Origin of the sequence: Pseudomonas sp. IT-P12 (genome assembly GCF_949767465.1) — a bacterium.
Classification (GTDB): domain Bacteria; phylum Pseudomonadota; class Gammaproteobacteria; order Pseudomonadales; family Pseudomonadaceae; genus Aquipseudomonas.
Genome location: NZ_CATKPY010000021.1, coordinates 751,942 through 770,168, shown reverse-complemented (window position 1 = coordinate 770,168; position 18,227 = coordinate 751,942). Strand labels below are relative to the sequence as shown.

Annotated in this window: 15 protein-coding genes; all 15 read left to right on the top strand. The window is 56.4% G+C overall.

Features of this window, described 5'->3' with window-relative positions:
* The first annotated feature begins 107 nt into the window (after positions 1-107).
* The 15 genes from mtnA (at position 108) to wbpB (ending at position 18,191) form a co-directional block, all read left to right on the top strand.
* The gene (mtnA, locus tag ACM6IM_RS12520) at positions 108-1,184 is read left to right on the top strand and encodes an S-methyl-5-thioribose-1-phosphate isomerase (RefSeq protein WP_192302021.1); all 1,077 of its coding nucleotides are present in this window, start codon (positions 108-110) and stop codon (positions 1,182-1,184) included.
* Between the two features lie 427 nt (positions 1,185-1,611).
* Positions 1,612-4,266, top strand: coding sequence for a DNA gyrase subunit A (gene gyrA / locus ACM6IM_RS12515; protein WP_192302020.1), 2,655 nt, complete (start codon positions 1,612-1,614; stop codon positions 4,264-4,266).
* 252 nt (positions 4,267-4,518) lie between these two features.
* Positions 4,519-5,604 (top strand): 3-phosphoserine/phosphohydroxythreonine transaminase, encoded by a 1,086-nt coding sequence (gene serC, locus ACM6IM_RS12510; protein WP_192302019.1) that lies wholly within the window; start codon positions 4,519-4,521, stop codon positions 5,602-5,604.
* On the top strand, positions 5,604-6,698 hold the full coding sequence (pheA, locus tag ACM6IM_RS12505) for a prephenate dehydratase (RefSeq protein WP_192302018.1): 1,095 nt from the start codon (positions 5,604-5,606) through the stop codon (positions 6,696-6,698). Before serC ends, pheA begins: the two co-directional genes overlap by 1 nt.
* A gap of 10 nt (positions 6,699-6,708) precedes the next feature.
* A complete protein-coding gene (hisC, locus tag ACM6IM_RS12500) occupies positions 6,709-7,821 on the top strand; it encodes a histidinol-phosphate transaminase (protein WP_414865287.1) in 1,113 nt (370 codons plus the stop codon).
* Between the two features lie 28 nt (positions 7,822-7,849).
* On the top strand, positions 7,850-10,057 hold the full coding sequence (locus ACM6IM_RS12495; RefSeq protein ID WP_207195377.1) for a bifunctional prephenate dehydrogenase/3-phosphoshikimate 1-carboxyvinyltransferase: 2,208 nt from the start codon (positions 7,850-7,852) through the stop codon (positions 10,055-10,057).
* Complete coding sequence (gene cmk / locus ACM6IM_RS12490; RefSeq protein ID WP_414865286.1) at positions 10,054-10,743, top strand: (d)CMP kinase; 690 nt, start codon at positions 10,054-10,056, stop codon at positions 10,741-10,743. Before ACM6IM_RS12495 ends, cmk begins: the two co-directional genes overlap by 4 nt.
* A 119-nt stretch (positions 10,744-10,862) precedes the next feature.
* Positions 10,863-12,557, top strand: coding sequence for a 30S ribosomal protein S1 (gene rpsA / locus ACM6IM_RS12485; protein ID WP_414865285.1), 1,695 nt, complete (start codon positions 10,863-10,865; stop codon positions 12,555-12,557).
* A 213-nt stretch (positions 12,558-12,770) separates the two neighbouring features.
* Entirely contained in the window at positions 12,771-13,049 is a 279-nt protein-coding gene (locus tag ACM6IM_RS12480) for a hypothetical protein (protein ID WP_414865284.1), read from the top strand.
* Positions 13,050-13,180: 131 nt separating this feature from the next.
* A complete protein-coding gene (gene ihfB, locus ACM6IM_RS12475) occupies positions 13,181-13,477 on the top strand; it encodes an integration host factor subunit beta (protein WP_201189606.1) in 297 nt (98 codons plus the stop codon).
* A 21-nt stretch (positions 13,478-13,498) separates the two neighbouring features.
* Positions 13,499-13,738 carry a lipopolysaccharide assembly protein LapA domain-containing protein gene (locus ACM6IM_RS12470; RefSeq protein ID WP_414865283.1) on the top strand — a complete coding sequence of 80 codons (240 nt, stop codon included), beginning with the start codon at positions 13,499-13,501 and terminating at the stop codon, positions 13,736-13,738.
* A 50-nt stretch (positions 13,739-13,788) separates the two neighbouring features.
* Positions 13,789-14,838 (top strand): Wzz/FepE/Etk N-terminal domain-containing protein, encoded by a 1,050-nt coding sequence (locus ACM6IM_RS12465; RefSeq protein WP_414865282.1) that lies wholly within the window; start codon positions 13,789-13,791, stop codon positions 14,836-14,838.
* Between the two features lie 341 nt (positions 14,839-15,179).
* Positions 15,180-15,698, top strand: coding sequence for a transcriptional activator RfaH (locus tag ACM6IM_RS12460; protein ID WP_201189601.1), 519 nt, complete (start codon positions 15,180-15,182; stop codon positions 15,696-15,698).
* Between the two features lie 200 nt (positions 15,699-15,898).
* Positions 15,899-17,200, top strand: coding sequence for a UDP-N-acetyl-D-glucosamine 6-dehydrogenase (gene wbpA / locus ACM6IM_RS12455; RefSeq protein ID WP_414865497.1), 1,302 nt, complete (start codon positions 15,899-15,901; stop codon positions 17,198-17,200).
* Between the two features lie 46 nt (positions 17,201-17,246).
* Entirely contained in the window at positions 17,247-18,191 is a 945-nt protein-coding gene (wbpB, locus tag ACM6IM_RS12450; protein ID WP_414865281.1) for a UDP-N-acetyl-2-amino-2-deoxy-D-glucuronate oxidase, read from the top strand.
* Positions 18,192-18,227 lie beyond the last annotated feature (36 nt).

Below are 18,227 nucleotides of genomic sequence, written 5' to 3'. Positions count from 1 at the left end.
GAGGGTGGGTTCCGGTACTTTTGTAAAAGATGGCGAAGTATACCCGAGCGTCTTCGCGGGGGGATCGCTATAATCGGCGGCTTTTGTTCATGAGTGCGGGGTGAGGGATGCGCGATCGACTAATGGCGGCAGAGAAAGTGAAGGCCATCGATTGGCGTGATGGCGCCCTGTATCTGCTGGACCAGCGTATTTTGCCGTTCGAGGAAACCTGGCTCGCTTATACCAGCGCTGCGGGCGTGGCCGAGGCCATTCGTTCGATGGTGGTGCGTGGTGCGCCGGCGATCGGCATCACTGCCGCCTACGGGATTGTACTGGCGGCCCGTGCCCGGCTGGCCGAAGGCGGCGACTGGTACGCCGCGCTGGAAGAGGATTTCGCGCTGCTTGCCGATTCCCGTCCCACCGCCGTCAATCTGTTCTGGGCCCTGGGGCGCATGCATGATCGGTTGGATCGTCTGAAAAAACATGACGATCCTCTGGCGGTGCTGGAGGCCGAGGCCATCGCCATTCACGAAAGTGATCGCGAAGCCAACCTGACCATGGCTCAACTGGGGGTGGACCTGATCCGCAAGCATCAAGGCAATGCCCAGGCGATCCTGACCCATTGCAACACCGGAGCACTGGCCACCGGCGGCTTCGGTACCGCACTGGGGGTGATTCGCGGTGCGTTCATCGAAGGCATGGTCGAGCGCGTGTACGCCGACGAGACCCGTCCCTGGCTGCAGGGGTCGCGGCTGACGGCGTGGGAACTGGCCAACGAGGGCATTCCCGTGACGCTCAACGCCGACTCTGCCGCCGCTCACATCATGAAGACCAAGGGCATCACCTGGGTCATCGTCGGCGCCGACCGCATCACCGCCAATGGCGACGTAGCAAACAAGATCGGGACCTATCAACTGGCAGTGAACGCCATGCACCACGGCGTGCGCTTCATGGTGGTGGCCCCAAGCTCGACCATCGACATGAACCTGGCCAGTGGCGATGACATCCCGATCGAAGAGCGCGACGGCCGTGAGTTGCTGGAGGTGGGCGGCAAGCGGGTAGGGGCCGACGTCGATGCATTCAACCCGGTGTTCGACGTGACGCCGGCGGACCTGATCGATGCGATCGTCACGGAAAAGGGCATTGTCGAGCGTCCGGATACGGCGAAGATGGCGCAGTTGATGTGCCGCAAGCGGTTGCACTGAAGGTGTTGGCTGGCTCTGCGGGCCCTATCGCGAGCAGGCTCGCTCCCACACGGATTTGCGTGCACCACAACCCCTGTGGGAGCGAGCCTGCTCGCGATGAGCGCAAAAAACTCGGCAAACCAGCTGGATATGCACCCTTTTTCTCCATTCAGCACAGCTCTAAGCCCCTGAGCTCTTCCTCAAGCACGCCATCAGTCAACTAACTACACTCCATGCGCATCTGGGGGATAGGTGCGTGGCGGCTCTTGTGATAACATCCGGCGGTTTCCAGGGCAGTCCGACGTGACTGCCTCTACTGCGCAGATCCATGGCATAACTTGTTGATTTGTCGTAAGTCGGTGCATCGGCAGTCGGCCTGCATCGGCGAGCTTCGTTGGTCCCATATGGATGTGACGAAGTTTCACCAGAAAAAGGAATCAGGCTTCTCATGGGCGAACTGGCCAAAGAAATCCTCCCGGTCAATATCGAAGACGAGCTGAAGCAGTCCTACCTCGACTACGCAATGAGCGTAATTGTCGGGCGGGCACTGCCCGATGCGCGCGATGGCTTGAAGCCCGTGCACCGGCGTGTGCTGTTCGCGATGAGCGAGCTGGGCAACGACTTCAACAAGCCGTACAAGAAATCTGCCCGTGTCGTCGGTGACGTGATCGGTAAGTATCACCCGCACGGTGATACCGCGGTGTACGACACCATCGTCCGGATGGCGCAGCCATTCTCGCTGCGCTACCTGCTGGTCGACGGCCAGGGCAACTTCGGTTCGGTGGACGGCGACAACGCGGCGGCCATGCGATACACCGAAGTGCGCATGACCAAGCTGGCGCACGAGCTGCTGGCGGACCTGCACAAGGAAACCGTGGACTGGGTGCCGAACTACGACGGCACCGAATTGATCCCGGCGGTCATGCCCACCCGTATTCCCAACCTGTTGGTCAACGGCTCCAGCGGTATCGCCGTGGGCATGGCGACCAACATTCCGCCGCACAACCTCGGTGAAGTCATCGACGGTTGCCTGGCGCTCATCGACAACCCAGAGCTGACCGTCGATGAACTGATGCAATACATCCCCGGTCCGGACTTCCCGACGGCGGCGATCATCAATGGTCGCGCCGGTATCATCGAAGCCTACCGTACCGGTCGTGGCCGCATTTACATGCGCGCCCGCTCGACCATCGAAGACATCGACAAGGTCGGTGGCCGTCAGCAGATCGTCATCACCGAACTGCCTTACCAGCTGAACAAGGCGCGTCTGATCGAGAAGATCGCCGAGCTGGTCAAGGAGAAGAAGCTCGAAGGCATCACCGAGCTGCGCGACGAGTCCGACAAGGACGGTATGCGCGTCGTGATCGAGCTGCGTCGTGGCGAAGTGCCTGAGGTGATCCTCAACAACCTCTACGCCCAGACCCAGCTGCAAAGCGTGTTCGGTATCAACATCGTTGCGCTGATCGACGGCCGCCCGCGGATCCTCAACCTCAAGGACCTGCTGGAAGCCTTCGTTCGTCACCGTCGCGAAGTCGTTACCCGTCGTACCGTGTTCGAACTGCGCAAGGCGCGCGAGCGTGGTCACATCCTTGAAGGTCAAGCGGTCGCCCTGTCGAACATCGACCCGGTCATCGCCCTGATCAAGGCTTCGCCGACCCCGTCGGAAGCCAAGGAAGCGCTGGTCAGCACCCCGTGGGAATCCTCCGCAGTGGTGGCGATGGTGGAACGTGCCGGTGCCGATTCGTGCCGTCCGGAAAACCTCGACCCGCAATACGGCCTGCGTGATGGCAAGTACTTCCTCTCGCCAGAGCAGGCCCAGGCCATCCTGGAATTGCGCCTGCACCGCCTGACCGGCCTGGAGCATGAAAAGCTGCTGGCCGAGTACCAGGAGATCCTCAACCAGATTGGCGAGTTGATCCGCATCCTCAACAGCGCCGCGCGCCTGATGGAAGTGATCCGCGAAGAGCTGGAAGTGATCCGCGCCGAATACGGCGATGTGCGTCGCACCGAGATTCTCGATGCCCGTCTCGACCTGACCCTGGGTGACATGATCCCGGAAGAAGAGCGTGTCGTGACCATTTCCCACGGTGGCTATGCCAAGACCCAGCCACTGGCTGCGTACCAGGCCCAGCGTCGTGGCGGTAAAGGCAAATCGGCGACCGGCGTCAAGGATGAGGACTACATCGCTCACCTGCTGGTCGCCAACAGCCACACCACGCTGCTGCTGTTCTCCAGCAAGGGCAAGGTGTACTGGCTCAAGACCTACGAGATTCCGGAAGCATCCCGTGCCGCTCGCGGCCGTCCGCTGGTCAATCTGTTGCCACTGGATGACGGTGAATACATCACCACCATGCTGCCGGTCGAGGAGTACACCGAAGGTCACTTCATCTTCATGGCGACCGCCAACGGCACCGTGAAAAAGACCCCGCTGGAATCCTTCAGTCGCCAACGCAGCGTTGGCCTGATTGCCCTGGAGCTGGACGAAGGCGACGTACTGATTTCCGCCGCCATCACCGATGGCGAGCGCGAAGTCATGCTGTTCTCCGACGGTGGCAAGGTGACTCGCTTCAAGGAAACCGACGTTCGCGCCATGGGCCGTACCGCTCGCGGTGTTCGCGGCATGCGTCTGCCGGAAGGCCAGAAGCTGATTTCCATGCTGATCCCGGAAGAAGGCAGCCAGATCCTCACCGCTTCCGAGCGTGGCTATGGCAAGCGTACTGCGATCACCGAGTTCCCGGAGTACAAGCGTGGCGGCCAGGGCGTTATCGCCATGGTCAGCAACGACCGCAACGGCCGCCTGGTCGGCGCGGTTCAGGTGCTCGATGGCGAGGAAATCATGCTGATTTCCGACCAGGGCACCCTGGTTCGTACCCGAGTCGACGAAGTGTCCAGTCTGGGCCGTAACACCCAGGGCGTGACCCTGATCAAGCTGGCCAACGACGAGACGCTGGTGGGCCTGGAGCGGGTTCAGGAGCCGTCGGAAATCGAAGGCGAAGAGCTGGAAGGTGAAGAGGGTGCGCAGTTCGACGGCGAAGTCGTGATAGACGACGTTGTCGAAGACCAGCAACTCGACGCCGCCGCTGACGAAGAACCGCAAGAGTAAGCGGGCACAGAGGGGGCGGATGAAAATTCGCCCCCTTGTTGTTTGTCCGAACGGAAAGTGTCGACATCAATGGAGATCCCCTGTGGGAGCGAGCCTGCTCGCGAATGCAGACGCCGCGGTACCTCTGAGAACCGTTGTGATCCATCGCGAGCAGGCTCGCTCTCACAAAATACCCTGCTCTGGCAGGGCGCCTTGATGTCGTCTGTTAGTGATTTTATTGCGTGATATCACCAAATCAGAGCGAGATTGGATGTGAGCAAGAGAGCCTTTAACTTCTGTGCCGGTCCTGCGGCACTTCCCGAAGCTGTCCTGAAGCGCGCCCAGGGTGAACTCCTTGATTGGCACGGCAAGGGCCTGTCCGTCATGGAAATGAGCCATCGCAGCGATGAGTTCGTGTCCATCGCGACCAAGGCCGAACAGGATCTGCGTGATCTGCTGAATATCCCTTCGAACTATAAAGTGCTGTTCCTGCAAGGTGGCGCCAGCCAGCAATTCGCTCAGATCCCCCTGAACCTGTTGCCCGAAGGCGGCTCTGCCGACTACATCGACACCGGCATCTGGTCGCAGAAAGCCATCGAAGAAGCTTCGCGCTACGGCCATGTCAATGTCGCGGCCACCGCCAAGCCTTACGATTACTTCGCGATCCCAGGCCAGAACGAGTGGAACCTGTCGAAAGACGCAGCCTACGTTCACTACGCGCCGAACGAAACCATCGGCGGCCTGGAGTTCCAGTGGGTTCCGCAAACCGGTGATGTGCCGCTGGTTGCCGACATGTCTTCCGACATTCTCTCGCGCCCCATCGATGTGTCGCGCTTCGGCATGATCTACGCCGGCGCCCAGAAGAACATCGGTCCGAGCGGCATCGTCGTCAACATCGTTCGCGAAGACTTGCTGGGCAAGGCCCGTGCGCTGTGCCCGACCATGCTCGACTACAAGGTCGCGGCCGATAACGGCTCGATGTACAACACCCCGCCAACCCTGGCCTGGTACCTGTCAGGCCTGGTGTTCGAGTGGCTGAAAGAGCAGGGTGGCGTTGAAGCCATCGGCAAGCTCAACGACGTGAAGCAGCGCACCCTGTATGACTTCATCGACGCCAGCGGCTTGTACAACAACCCGATCAACAAGTCCGACCGCTCGTGGATGAACGTGCCGTTCCGCCTGGCTGACGATCGCCTCGACAAGCCGTTCCTGGCCGGTGCCGAAGAGCGCGGCCTGTTGAACCTCAAGGGGCACCGTTCCGTGGGCGGCATGCGCGCCTCTATCTATAACGCCGTGGACATCGTTGCGATCAACGCACTGGTTTCGTACATGGCAGAGTTCGAGAAGGAACACGGCTGATGTCTGAGCAAGAACTCAAGGCACTGCGCGTTCGCATTGACGCCCTGGACCTCAAGGTCCTGGAGCTGATCAGTGAGCGTGCACGCTGCGCCCAGGAAGTTGCGCGAGTAAAGATGGCTTCGCTGGCTGAAGGCGAAGTGCCGGTGTTCTATCGTCCCGAGCGTGAAGCTCAGGTGCTCAAGCGCGTGATGGAGCGTAATCAGGGGCCGCTGGGCAACGAAGAGATGGCGCGACTGTTTCGCGAAATCATGTCGTCGTGCCTGGCCCTCGAGCAGCCGCTGAAAGTGGCGTACCTCGGCCCTGAAGGCACCTTCACCCAGGCGGCGGCCATGAAACACTTCGGCCATGCGGTCATCAGCAAGCCGATGGCGGCGATCGACGAAGTGTTCCGTGAGGTCGCTGCCGGGGCGGTGAACTTTGGCGTGGTCCCGGTGGAAAACTCCACCGAAGGCGCGGTCAACCATACCCTCGACAGCTTCCTCGAACATGACATGGTCATTTGTGGCGAAGTCGAGCTGCGCATTCACCACCACCTGTTGGTCGGTGAAAACACCAAGACCGACAGCATCAGCCGCATCTACTCCCATGCCCAATCGCTGGCCCAGTGCCGCAAGTGGCTGGATGCACACTACCCGAACGTCGAGCGCGTGGCGGTTTCGAGCAACGCCGAAGCGGCCAAGCGGGTCAAGGGTGAGTGGAACTCGGCAGCGATCGCGGGTGATATGGCCGCCGGTCTGTACGGCTTGACCCGGCTGGCGGAGAAAATCGAGGATCGTCCGGACAACTCCACGCGTTTCCTGATGATCGGTAATCAGGAAGTGCCACCGACCGGCGACGACAAGACGTCGATCATCGTCTCCATGAGCAACAAGCCCGGTGCGCTTCACGAGTTGTTGGTGCCGTTCCACGACAATGGCATCGACTTGACCCGCATCGAGACGCGTCCTTCGCGCAGCGGTAAATGGACCTATGTGTTCTTTATCGATTTCGTCGGTCACCACCGTGATCCGCTGGTCAAGGGTGTGCTGGAAAAAATCAGTCAGGAAGCAGTGGCACTTAAAGTGTTGGGTTCCTACCCGAAAGCCGTTCTCTAAGGGGTAGCAAATGAGTGGCAACTTCCTCGCCCTGGCACAGCCGGGCGTGCAACAACTGTCGCCTTACGTTCCGGGCAAGCCTGTGGACGAACTGGCACGCGAACTGGACATCGATCCAGCCAGCATCGTCAAACTGGCGAGCAACGAAAACCCATTGGGCGCCAGCCCGAAGGCACTGGCCGCGATTCGTGAAGCGCTGGCCGAGCTGACCCGCTATCCGGACGGCAACGGCTTTGCGCTCAAGACCCTGTTGGCCGAACAATGCCGTGTCGAACTGAATCAGGTGACGCTGGGCAATGGTTCCAACGACATTCTGGAGCTGGTCGCCCGTGCTTACCTGGCGCCGGGCCTGAACGCCGTGTTCAGCGAACACGCGTTTGCGGTCTACCCGATCGCCACGCAAGCCGTCGGTGCGACGGCTAAAGTGGTCCCGGCAAAAAACTGGGGCCATGATCTGCCGGCCATGCTGGCCGCGATCGACGCCGATACCCGCGTGGTGTTCATCGCCAACCCGAACAACCCGACCGGGACCTGGTTCGACGCCGAGGCGCTGGACGAATTCCTCCAGGACGTGCCGGAGCACGTGCTGGTGGTACTGGACGAGGCCTACATCGAGTACGCCGAGGGCAGCGACCTGCCGGACGGCCTGGATTTCCTGGCGGCCTACCCGAATTTGCTGGTGTCGCGCACCTTCTCCAAGGCCTATGGGCTGGCGTCGCTGCGTGTGGGTTATGGCCTGTCCACGGCGGTCGTCGCCGACGTGCTGAACCGTGTGCGTCAGCCGTTCAACGTCAACAGCCTGGCCCTGGCGGCCGCTTGTGCTGCGTTGCAGGACGAAGCGTACCTGGCTGAAAGCCGCCGTCTGAACGAAGCCGGCATGCAGCAGCTTGAGGCGGGCTTCCGCGAGTTGGGGCTGAGCTGGATTGCATCCAAGGGCAACTTCATCTGCGTCGACCTGGGTCGTGTGGCGGCTCCGGTGTTTCAGGGCCTGTTGCGCGAAGGCGTGATTGTGCGTCCGGTGGCCAACTACGGCATGCCGAACCACCTGCGGGTCACCATCGGCCTGCCGGCGGAAAACAGCCGCTTCCTCGAGGCGCTGACCAAGGTCCTGGCTCGTGGTTGATGTCACTGCAGCGCAATCTGCCGAGCCTATGATCGGTCGCCTGGTGGTGGTCGGTCTTGGATTGATCGGCGGCTCGTTCGCCAAAGGCTTGCGTGAAAGCGGCCTGTGCCGTGAAGTGGTCGGCGTCGACCTCGATCCGCAATCGCGCAAGCTCGCGGTTGAATTGGGTGTGGTCGACCGTTGCGAGGAGGACCTGGTGCTGGCTTGCCAGGGCGCTGATGTGATTCAGTTGGCCGTGCCGATTCTGGCCATGGAGAAACTGCTTGGCCGCCTGGCTCGCGTGGATCTGGGGCGGGCGATTCTGACCGATGTCGGCAGTGCCAAGGGCAATGTCGTGCGTGCGGCCACCGAGGCGTTTGGCGGTATGCCGGCGAATTTCGTGCCCGGTCATCCGATCGCCGGTTCCGAGCAGAGCGGGGTGGAAGCCTCCAATGGCGAACTGTTCCGTCGTCATAAGGTGATCCTGACACCGCTGGAGCAAACCGATCCGGCGGCGCTGGCGGTGGTTGATCGCTTGTGGCGTGAGCTGGGTGCCGATGTCGAGCACATGCAGGTCGAGCGTCACGACGAAGTCCTGGCGGCGACCAGCCACCTGCCGCACCTGCTGGCGTTCGGCCTGGTCGATTCGTTGGCCAAGCGCAATGAAAACCTTGAGATCTTCCGTTACGCTGCCGGCGGTTTCCGCGATTTCACGAGAATCGCGGGGAGTGACCCGGTCATGTGGCATGACATCTTCCTCGCCAACCGCGAAGCTGTCCTGCGCACACTCGATACATTTCGCAGCGACCTCGACGCCTTGCGCGACGCGGTCGATGCAGGGGATGGGCACCAGTTGTTGGGCGTCTTCACTCGCGCCCGGGTTGCCCGCGAACATTTCAGTAAAATCCTGGCCCGCCGGGCTTATGTGGACGCTATGAACTCCAACGACCTGATTTTCCTGGGACAACCGGGTGGCCGCCTGACTGGGCGGATTCGTGTACCGGGCGACAAATCGATTTCCCACCGCTCGATCATGCTTGGCTCCCTGGCTGAAGGTGTTACCGAAGTCGAAGGCTTCCTCGAGGGCGAAGACGCCCTGGCGACCCTGCAGGCTTTCCGTGACATGGGCGTCGTGATCGAAGGGCCGCACCACGGTCGTGTGACCATCCACGGCGTCGGCCTGCATGGCTTGAAGCCAGCGCCGGGTCCGATCTACCTGGGCAACTCCGGCACGTCGATGCGCCTGCTGGCCGGCCTGCTGGCTGCGCAGAATTTCGACAGCACCCTGACCGGCGACGCCTCGCTGTCCAAGCGTCCGATGAATCGTGTGGCCAATCCCCTGCGGGAAATGGGCGCCGTGATCGAGACCGCTGCCGAAGGTCGCCCACCGATGACCATTCGTGGCGGGCACGCGCTCAAAGGCCTGACCTACACCATGCCGATGGCCAGCGCCCAGGTTAAATCCTGCCTGCTGTTGGCGGGCCTGTATGCCGAAGGCAAGACCACAGTGACCGAACCTGCACCGACTCGTGACCACACCGAGCGCATGCTGCGCGGCTTCGGCTACCCGGTGAGCGTCGACGGTGCGACGGCGTCGGTGGAGTCCGGGCACAGGTTGACCGCAACCCACATCGAAGTGCCGGGCGACATTTCCTCTTCGGCTTTCTTCCTGGTGGCCGCGTCGATCGCCGAAGGTTCCGAGCTGGTGCTCGAACACGTCGGTATCAACCCGACTCGCACCGGCGTGATCGATATCCTGCGCCTGATGGGGGCTGACATCACTTTGGAAAACCAGCGTGAAGTCGGTGGCGAGCCAGTGGCGGACTTGCGCGTGCGTGCAGCTAAACTCAAGGGTATCGAGATTCCCGAAGCGCTGGTGCCGTTGGCGATCGACGAATTCCCGGTACTGTTCGTGGCAGCGGCCTGCGCCGAAGGACGCACCGTCCTGCGTGGCGCTGAAGAGCTGCGCGTCAAGGAGTCCGACCGGATCCAGGTGATGGCCGACGGCTTGCTGGCGCTGGGCGTCAAGTGCGAACCGACGCCGGACGGCATCATCATCGACGGCGGCTCGATCGGCGGCGGCGAAGTGCACGGTCACGGCGATCACCGGATTGCCATGGCGTTCAGCGTGGCTTCACTGCGCGCTAGCGCACCGATCCGGATCCATGATTGCGCCAACGTCGCGACTTCGTTCCCGAATTTCCTGGCGCTGTGTGCCCAGGTCGGTATCCGTGTTGCACAAGAGGCTCAGTCGTGAAAAACATTGCACCGGTCATCACCATCGATGGGCCAAGCGGCTCCGGCAAGGGCACGGTCGCCGGGATACTGGCCAAGCGCCTGGGCTGGAATCTGCTGGATTCCGGTGCGCTTTACCGTTTGCTGGCCTTTGCCGCGCATAACCATGGCGTGGACCTGACCAACGAAGAGTTGCTGAAGAAACTCGCCGCTCATCTGGATGTGCAATTCATCGCGGCGACCGACGGTCAGTTGCAACGCATCATTCTGGAAGGCGACGAAGTCAGCGATGTGATCCGTACGGAGAGCGTCGGTTCCGGTGCTTCCCAGGTGGCTGCATTGCCCGCCGTGCGTGAGGCGTTGCTGCAACGTCAGCGTGCATTTCAGGAATCGCCCGGCCTGGTGGCCGATGGCCGCGACATGGGCACGGTGGTTTTCCCGGACGCGCCACTGAAGATCTTCCTCACTGCCAGTGCCGAGGAGCGCGCGCGCCGTCGATACTTGCAGTTGAAGGGAAAAGTCGATGGTGTTAGTCTGTCGAGTCTGCTAGATGAGATACGTGCGCGCGATGAGCGCGACACCCAGCGAGCGGTAGCCCCGCTCAAGCCGGCGGCCGACGCCATTCAGCTGGATTCCACGGAATTGTCCATCGATCAGGTGCTGGAACGCATCATGAGCGAGATCGCGCTTCGCGATATCGCCGGGTGACCAAGAGGGCCACAGGGGACCAGTCATAGTCCTGCGGCGCTTCTTTTAAATGAAACCAACCCACATCGTCTGGGATGCGGAAATGGGCGTATTCTTCGCCCTTATCTACAGGAATTAAAATGAGCGAAAGCTTTGCGGAACTCTTTGAAGAAAGCCTAAAAACCCTGAACCTTCAGGCTGGCTCCATCATCACCGGTGTTATCGTTGATATCGATTACCAAGCTCGCTGGGTAACCGTTCACGCTGGCCTGAAGTCTGAAGCACTCATCCCGCTTGAGCAGTTCTACAACGACGCTGGCGATCTGACTATCAATGTCGGTGACGAAGTTCACGTTGCTCTGGACTCGGTTGAAGATGGCTTTGGTGAAACCAAGCTGTCCCGTGAAAAAGCCAAGCGCGCTGAATGCTGGATTGTTCTGGAAGCAGCCTTCGCAGCCGAAGAAGTGGTCAAGGGCGTTATCAACGGTAAGGTTAAAGGCGGCTTCACTGTCGACGTTAACGGCATCCGTGCGTTCCTGCCTGGTTCTCTGGTTGACGTCCGTCCTGTGCGCGACACCACGCACCTGGAAGGCAAAGAGCTGGAATTCAAGGTCATCAAGCTGGACCAGAAGCGCAACAACGTTGTCGTTTCCCGTCGCAGCGTCCTCGAAGCCGAGAACTCCGCCGAGCGTGAAGCTCTGCTGGAATCCCTGCAGGAAGGCCAACAAGTCAAAGGTATCGTCAAGAACCTCACCGATTACGGCGCATTCGTCGATCTGGGTGGCGTCGATGGCCTGCTGCACATTACCGACATGGCTTGGAAACGTATCAAGCATCCTTCCGAAATCGTCAACGTTGGCGACGAGATCGATGTCAAGGTTCTGAAGTACGATCGCGAGCGCAATCGTGTTTCCCTGGGCCTGAAGCAACTGGGCGAAGATCCATGGGTTGCTATCAAAGCCCGTTACCCAGAAAGCACTCGCGTTACCGCTCGTGTAACCAACCTGACCGACTACGGCTGCTTCGCTGAGCTGGAAGAAGGCGTTGAAGGCCTGGTACACGTTTCCGAAATGGACTGGACCAACAAGAACATCCACCCTTCGAAAGTCGTTCAAGTCGGCGACGAAGTGGAAGTCATGGTTCTGGACATCGACGAAGAGCGTCGTCGTATCTCCCTCGGTATCAAGCAGTGCAAGTCCAACCCATGGGAAGACTTCTCTGGCCAGTTCAACAAGGGCGATAAAATCTCCGGCACCATCAAGTCGATCACCGATTTCGGTATCTTCATTGGTCTGGACGGCGGCATCGACGGTCTGGTTCACCTGTCCGACATCTCCTGGAACGAAGTGGGCGAAGAAGCCGTTCGCCGCTTCAAGAAGGGCGACGAGCTGGACACCGTTATCCTGTCGGTTGACCCAGAGCGCGAGCGTATCTCCCTGGGTATCAAGCAACTGGAAAGCGATCCGTTCTCCGAGTACGTCTCGGTTAACGACAAAGGCGCCATCGTTAAAGGCACTGTGAAAGAAGTTGACGCCAAAGGCGCCATCATCGTTCTGGCCGACGATATCGAAGCGACTCTGAAAGCCTCCGAAATCAGCCGTGACCGCGTTGAAGACGCGCGCAACGTTCTGAAAGAAGGCGAAGAAGTAGAAGCCAAGATCATCAGCGTTGACCGCAAGAGCCGTGTAATCCAGCTGTCGATCAAGTCGAAAGACGTGGAAGACGAGAAAGAAGCTATCCAGAGCCTGCGCGACAAGCCAGCTGCTGATAACACTTCTGCTGGTCCTACCACTCTGGGCGACCTGCTGCGTGCACAAATGGAAAAGCAGAACTAAGTTCTGTCAGACCATAGAAAAAGGGCGACTTCGGTCGCCCTTTTTTGTGCCTGGGATTTGGTGAGCCCAGGATTTTCTTGCAGAAAAATCACCCCTGAAACCAATGGCCTTGCGCAGCGGTCTGTTTCTTCAGCAGGATCAATCGTTTATCAGCAGCTAGTCTTACCTTGAAGTGAACGGTAGTCGGCTGGGATGCCTGGCCTAAGGAAATGAATGAACAAGTTCCTGATTGTGATGGTGGTTCTAATGCTGACGGGGTGTGGCACCAACGCCAAAACCCACGCTGTACGCGGCGTCAGCGGCATAGAGGTGGATTGTTCGGGGCTGGGGTCAGGTTGGGAGAAATGCCAAAGGAGAGCGGCCAAGGAGTGCAAAGGGGCGGGCTACAAAGTGATCACAAGGTCTGACGACGCCAAGGAAGAAGACGACTACCCCTTTGGTTTCAATCCAGCGGGCTACCTGACACGCACAATGCTTGTTATTTGCAGGTGATGCTTCAAGAGCGCTGAAGTCGGCGTTTTGATGTGTGGCAGAATGTCAGTACTCGGGCTGTTCAAATGCCTTTGAGCGTGCTAAAACCTTTGGAGCGATTTTCCTAGCTGCTTGAAAAAGAAGGGAAAAATATGACGAAGTCGGAGTTGATCGAACGAATTGTCACCCATCAAGGGCTGCTCTCATCCAAGGATGTGGAGTTGGCTATCAAGACTATGCTTGAACAGATGTCCCAGTGCTTGGCCACCGGTGATCGGATCGAGATTCGTGGCTTTGGCAGCTTCTCCCTGCACTATCGGGCGCCGCGGGTCGGGCGTAATCCGAAGACGGGTCAGTCGGTGAGTCTTGATGGGAAATTTGTGCCTCATTTCAAGCCTGGGAAGGAGTTGAGAGACCGCGTCAATGAGGACGAAGAAGGTGATATCTGAACCGGTGGAAGGAGGGGGCTCGTGAACAAATTTTGGCGGTGGATAACCCTGGCTTTGATTCCACTGATTATTTTGGCAGTTACCGTCTTTATGCTCGAAAATGAGCAAGTGGTCGTTATAAATTTCTTCGGTTGGTCAAGTGGTGAAGCTTCTCTTGCTAGTTACCTGGTCATAGCGTTGTTGATCGGTATGGCGATAGGCCCGTTTTTTACCCTTGTACTGAAGGGCCGACGGGGCGTAAAGGTAGGCAGAAGTAATTAGTCAGTATGCTGATGCGTTTGTCTTTTAATTAAACAGGTTAAACAAAGTATATGGATGTAAAAGGCGATAGCAGGCAAAGCTTAAATGAAATGGATTTAGTTGATTTTATTAAAGGGATGTGGGGCCAGCGTTGGTTGATTGCCATCGTTGCAGGCTTGGTTATGCTTATAGCTATTGCTTACGCATCGCTGTCTTCTCCTGTATATGAAGCGCGCGCTTACATTTTACCTCCCCAGCAGAGTGATCTGGAAAAATTTGATTTTGGTGGTATCAAAAAAACAAAGCTGAAGCATTACTCTGCGGAGGATGTGTACAGTCAATTTGTCAAAAATTTACAGTCGGATTCGTTAAAGCGTGAACTCTTTGAAGAGAAGTCTTTAATTTCCAAAAACAAGGTGAGTGGCGAAGTCCCAACCTTTCGGCAGTTTTCGAAAAGCCTTGTTGTTCAGTCGGTCAAAGGGGTTCCGGGACGTTTTGCAGTTGTGGTCTCAAGCGACGATCCCGCCGAATCAGAGCGTTTATTACGCGTCTATTTAGATACAGTCAGTGACGCCACAAAAAAAGAACTTATCAATAGTTTTTCTGAAGAGGTGGAAGTCCGAAGTCGTCGTGTTGAGGCAAGGATAAAATTTCTTAGAGACGAAGCGGCGGCGAAGAGGCTGGACACACTTTTACGGTTGCGTGAAGCGGTGAAAGTAGCTAGCGCCGCGGGGTTTGATAAGCCCCTTATTGTCTTGGATAATCTGGCTTTACAGTCGCCAGAAGTGAATGACCCTCGAATGATCTACTTACGGGGTACGAGGGCGTTGACTGCAGAGATAAAGGTTCTCGAAGCTAGAGAGTCCGATGATCCCTACATCGATGGTATGCGCAAGCTACAAGGAAAGTACTCATTGTACAAAGACCTCATCATTGCTCCGGAAGACTTTGCCGTTTATCGGATTGAAGGTGAAATTTTGTCTGCAGACTCTCCAAGTAAGCCAAACCGAGCTTTAATTTTGGCATTGGGTACGGCAATGGGATTGAGTTTAGGGGTGGTCTGCGGCTTCATTCGGCAGTTCTGGATCCGTAGCAAGCGTATTCGGGTAGAGCGCAATTGAAGTGATGTCTCGTGCAGGCAGGTTGCTCGGAAAATTTAAGTAGATGCCTGGCTCTTTGGAGTAAGGGTTGAGAATTGTGTAGCGGGGTTTGTCCAGGGAGCGACGTCGGATAGATCTTGGCTAACGCATTTGCTCCAGTGGTCGTATAATCAGCGAATGAAGCTCCTTTTGGGAAAAGGTGACAGGCATAATGCCCTCATAGGGCCTCGCGTTCGAGACAGCGTGTTGTACTGACCTATGCATTGGGAGAGCGGGTGCGTCACGTGGCAGCGGTCCAGCTCGTTCATTGAATGAGGCGTAGTATCAAGCGGCTGGAGATGCATGAGTGATGGAGTACGGATATGAACATTCGCGGCACCCAGCGCTTAGAATCTCCCCCGCTTGGAACCTGGTACCTAGTACTGTGCAAATCCCGCCAAGATCACCGCGCCGAAGAAAATCTGGTGCGGCAAGGATATGTATGTACCCGTCCAGTTTGTAGTCGTGACCGCATTGTGAGGGGGCGGCTCGTATCTGCTCAAGAGTCTCTATTTCCTGGATATCTGTTCATCAATCTTTCTGCCAACGCGAACTGGTCATCAGTGCGCTCGACCCGTGGTGTTATCCGGCTTGTCAGCTTCGGCGGCATGCCGTTGCCTGTTCACGAGGATTTGATTGCTCAGTTGCAAGCGCGTGTCAACCAGCCTTCAATCGAGCAGCACAGGAACAGTGAAAAAGTCAAGATTTTGGAGGAGGGGTTGGCAAATTTCGAAGAATTTATCTTGAATATGGACGGAGACGAGCGAGCCGCTCTGTTGATTGATTTTCTGAACCGCCAGCGGGGATTGAATCCAACGTTGGCACAAATTTCGGGGCTTTGAGACGAGATTTTTATAAGAACCTGACTCTTAGTCGCTGCTGACATTGCTACCCCTCGTTTTCTGGAACCTGACGAAAAATCCTGGGGCGGTAGCGTGTCTTTTAATCATCGATGTTTCCCCTTGCCTGAGATGTGAGGAACATAGAAACGTCACCCTATCGCATATTAGCGTGAGTCGGAGCAAGATTGATGTCTCAGCAAATGAATACCAGCATCAGCAAGTTTAAAAACAAGGAGGCCTTGATCGGTATCGTAGGCCTGGGGTACGTCGGGTTACCCTTGATGCTGCGTTACAACGCTATCGGTTTTCGGGTGTTAGGTATTGACATCGACGAGTTGAAAGTCAGCAAGCTCAACGAAGGTGAGAGCTATATTGAACACATTCCGGAGGCAAAGATACGGAATGCTCGTTTGACCGGTTTTGAAGCAACCACGGATTTTAGTCGTGCCTCCGAATGCGATGCCCTTATTTTGTGTGTGCCGACACCTCTGAATAAGTATCGTGAACCGGATATGAGTTTCGTTATCAATACTACTGATGGCCTGAAACCTTACTTTCGTGCAGGGCAGGTGATCTCATTGGAGAGCACGACTTACCCGGGTACGACTGAAGAAGAATTGTTACCGAGAGTGCAAGAGAGCGGAATGGTAGTCGGGGAGGATATTTTCCTGGTCTACTCGCCTGAGCGTGAAGATCCGGGCAATCCTAATTTCGAGACTCGGACGATCCCTAAAATTATTGGTGGTGATACTCCAGCATGTCTCAAGGTGGGCGTCGCACTATATGAGCAAGCCATCGATCAAGTAGTTCCAGTCAGCTCCACCAAGGCGGCTGAAATGACCAAACTGCTGGAGAATATTCACCGCGCAGTAAATATCGGCTTGGTCAACGAGATGAAAATAGTCGCCGATCGAATGGGGATAGATATTTTTGAAGTTGTGGACGCCGCCGCGACGAAGCCTTTTGGATTCACCGCTTACTATCCGGGGCCGGGGCTGGGCGGACACTGCATTCCTATTGACCCATTTTATTTGACATGGAAAGCTCGCGAGTATGGTCTACATACAAGGTTCATTGAACTCTCAGGCGAAGTAAATCAGGCAATGCCTGAGTATGTCCTGAGCAAATTGATGGACGGATTGAATGACTCAGGCAAAGCACTGAAAGGTAGTAAAATTCTTGTGCTTGGCATTGCATACAAGAAGAACGTCGATGATATGCGAGAGTCACCTTCAGTGGAAATTATGGAGTTGATCGAAGCCAAGGGTGGTGTGGTGGCATATAGTGATCCTCATGTTCTTGTATTTCCAAAAATGCGCGAGCATCACTTTGATTTAAAAAGCGTGCCGTTGACGTCTGAAAGTCTGTCGGGGTTTGATGCTGTGGTTCTGGCCACCGATCATGATAAGTTTGATTACGATCTAATTAAGCAGTGCGCTAAGTTGATCATTGATAGTCGTGGTAAATACAGGTTGCCTGCTCCTAATGTTATCAAGGCTTAATTTTTTTAATGTGTAAAAAGTGAATCATAGTCATAAAAGAGGTCAAATGAAAAATTTCGCTCTGATCGGTGCTGCTGGTTATATTGCTCCTCGCCATATGCGCGCAATCAAGGATACCGGAAATGTTTTAGTATCCGCATATGATGTTAATGACTCCGTAGGAATAATCGACAGTATCTCCCCCAACAGCGAGTTTTTTACTCAATTCGAACGCTTCGTAGAGCACGCCCATCAACTCAAGCGTAGTCCGGAAACTGCTCTGGATTATGTCGCGGTATGTTCACCTAACTATCTACATCATTCACACATTGCTGCAGGGCTCCGACTGGGATGTGATGTCATTTGCGAAAAGCCGTTAGTACCGACGCCTGAAATTCTGGATGAATTGGCTTTAGTTGAAAAAGAGACAGGCAAGCGCGTCTACAATATTTTACAGTTGCGACATCACCAGGCGATACTTGACCTCAAAGATAAAGTTGCGCGGGAACATGTTTCCGACAAATACGATGTTGAGTTAACCTATATAACTTCGCGTGGAAAGTGGTACATGGAGAGTTGGAAGGGTGACCCACGCAAGTCGTTCGGCTTAGCTACGAATATCGGTGTTCATTTTTATGATATGTTGCATTTTATTTTTGGAAAATTGCAACGAAATGTCGTCCATTTTACATCTGAACAAAGGGCGGCTGGTTACCTGGAATACGAAAAGGCGCGTGTACGATGGTTTCTCTCGATAGATGCCAACGATTTGCCTGACTCTGTTAAAGGAAAGAAACCGACGTTTAGGTCAATTACGGTTAACGGTGATGAAATTGAGTTTTCCGAAGGATTCACAGATTTGCACACAGTGAGTTATCAGGAAGTTCTGAAAGGGCGAGGATATGGCATTGAGGATGCTCGTCATTGTGTTGAGACCGTCAACACGATCCGCTCCAGCAAAGTCGTAACGCCTGCGTCGGGAGAAGGGCATCCATTTTTGTTTAGCTTATAGTTGGCACTGGCCGCATAACTAATATGTACAACTGCG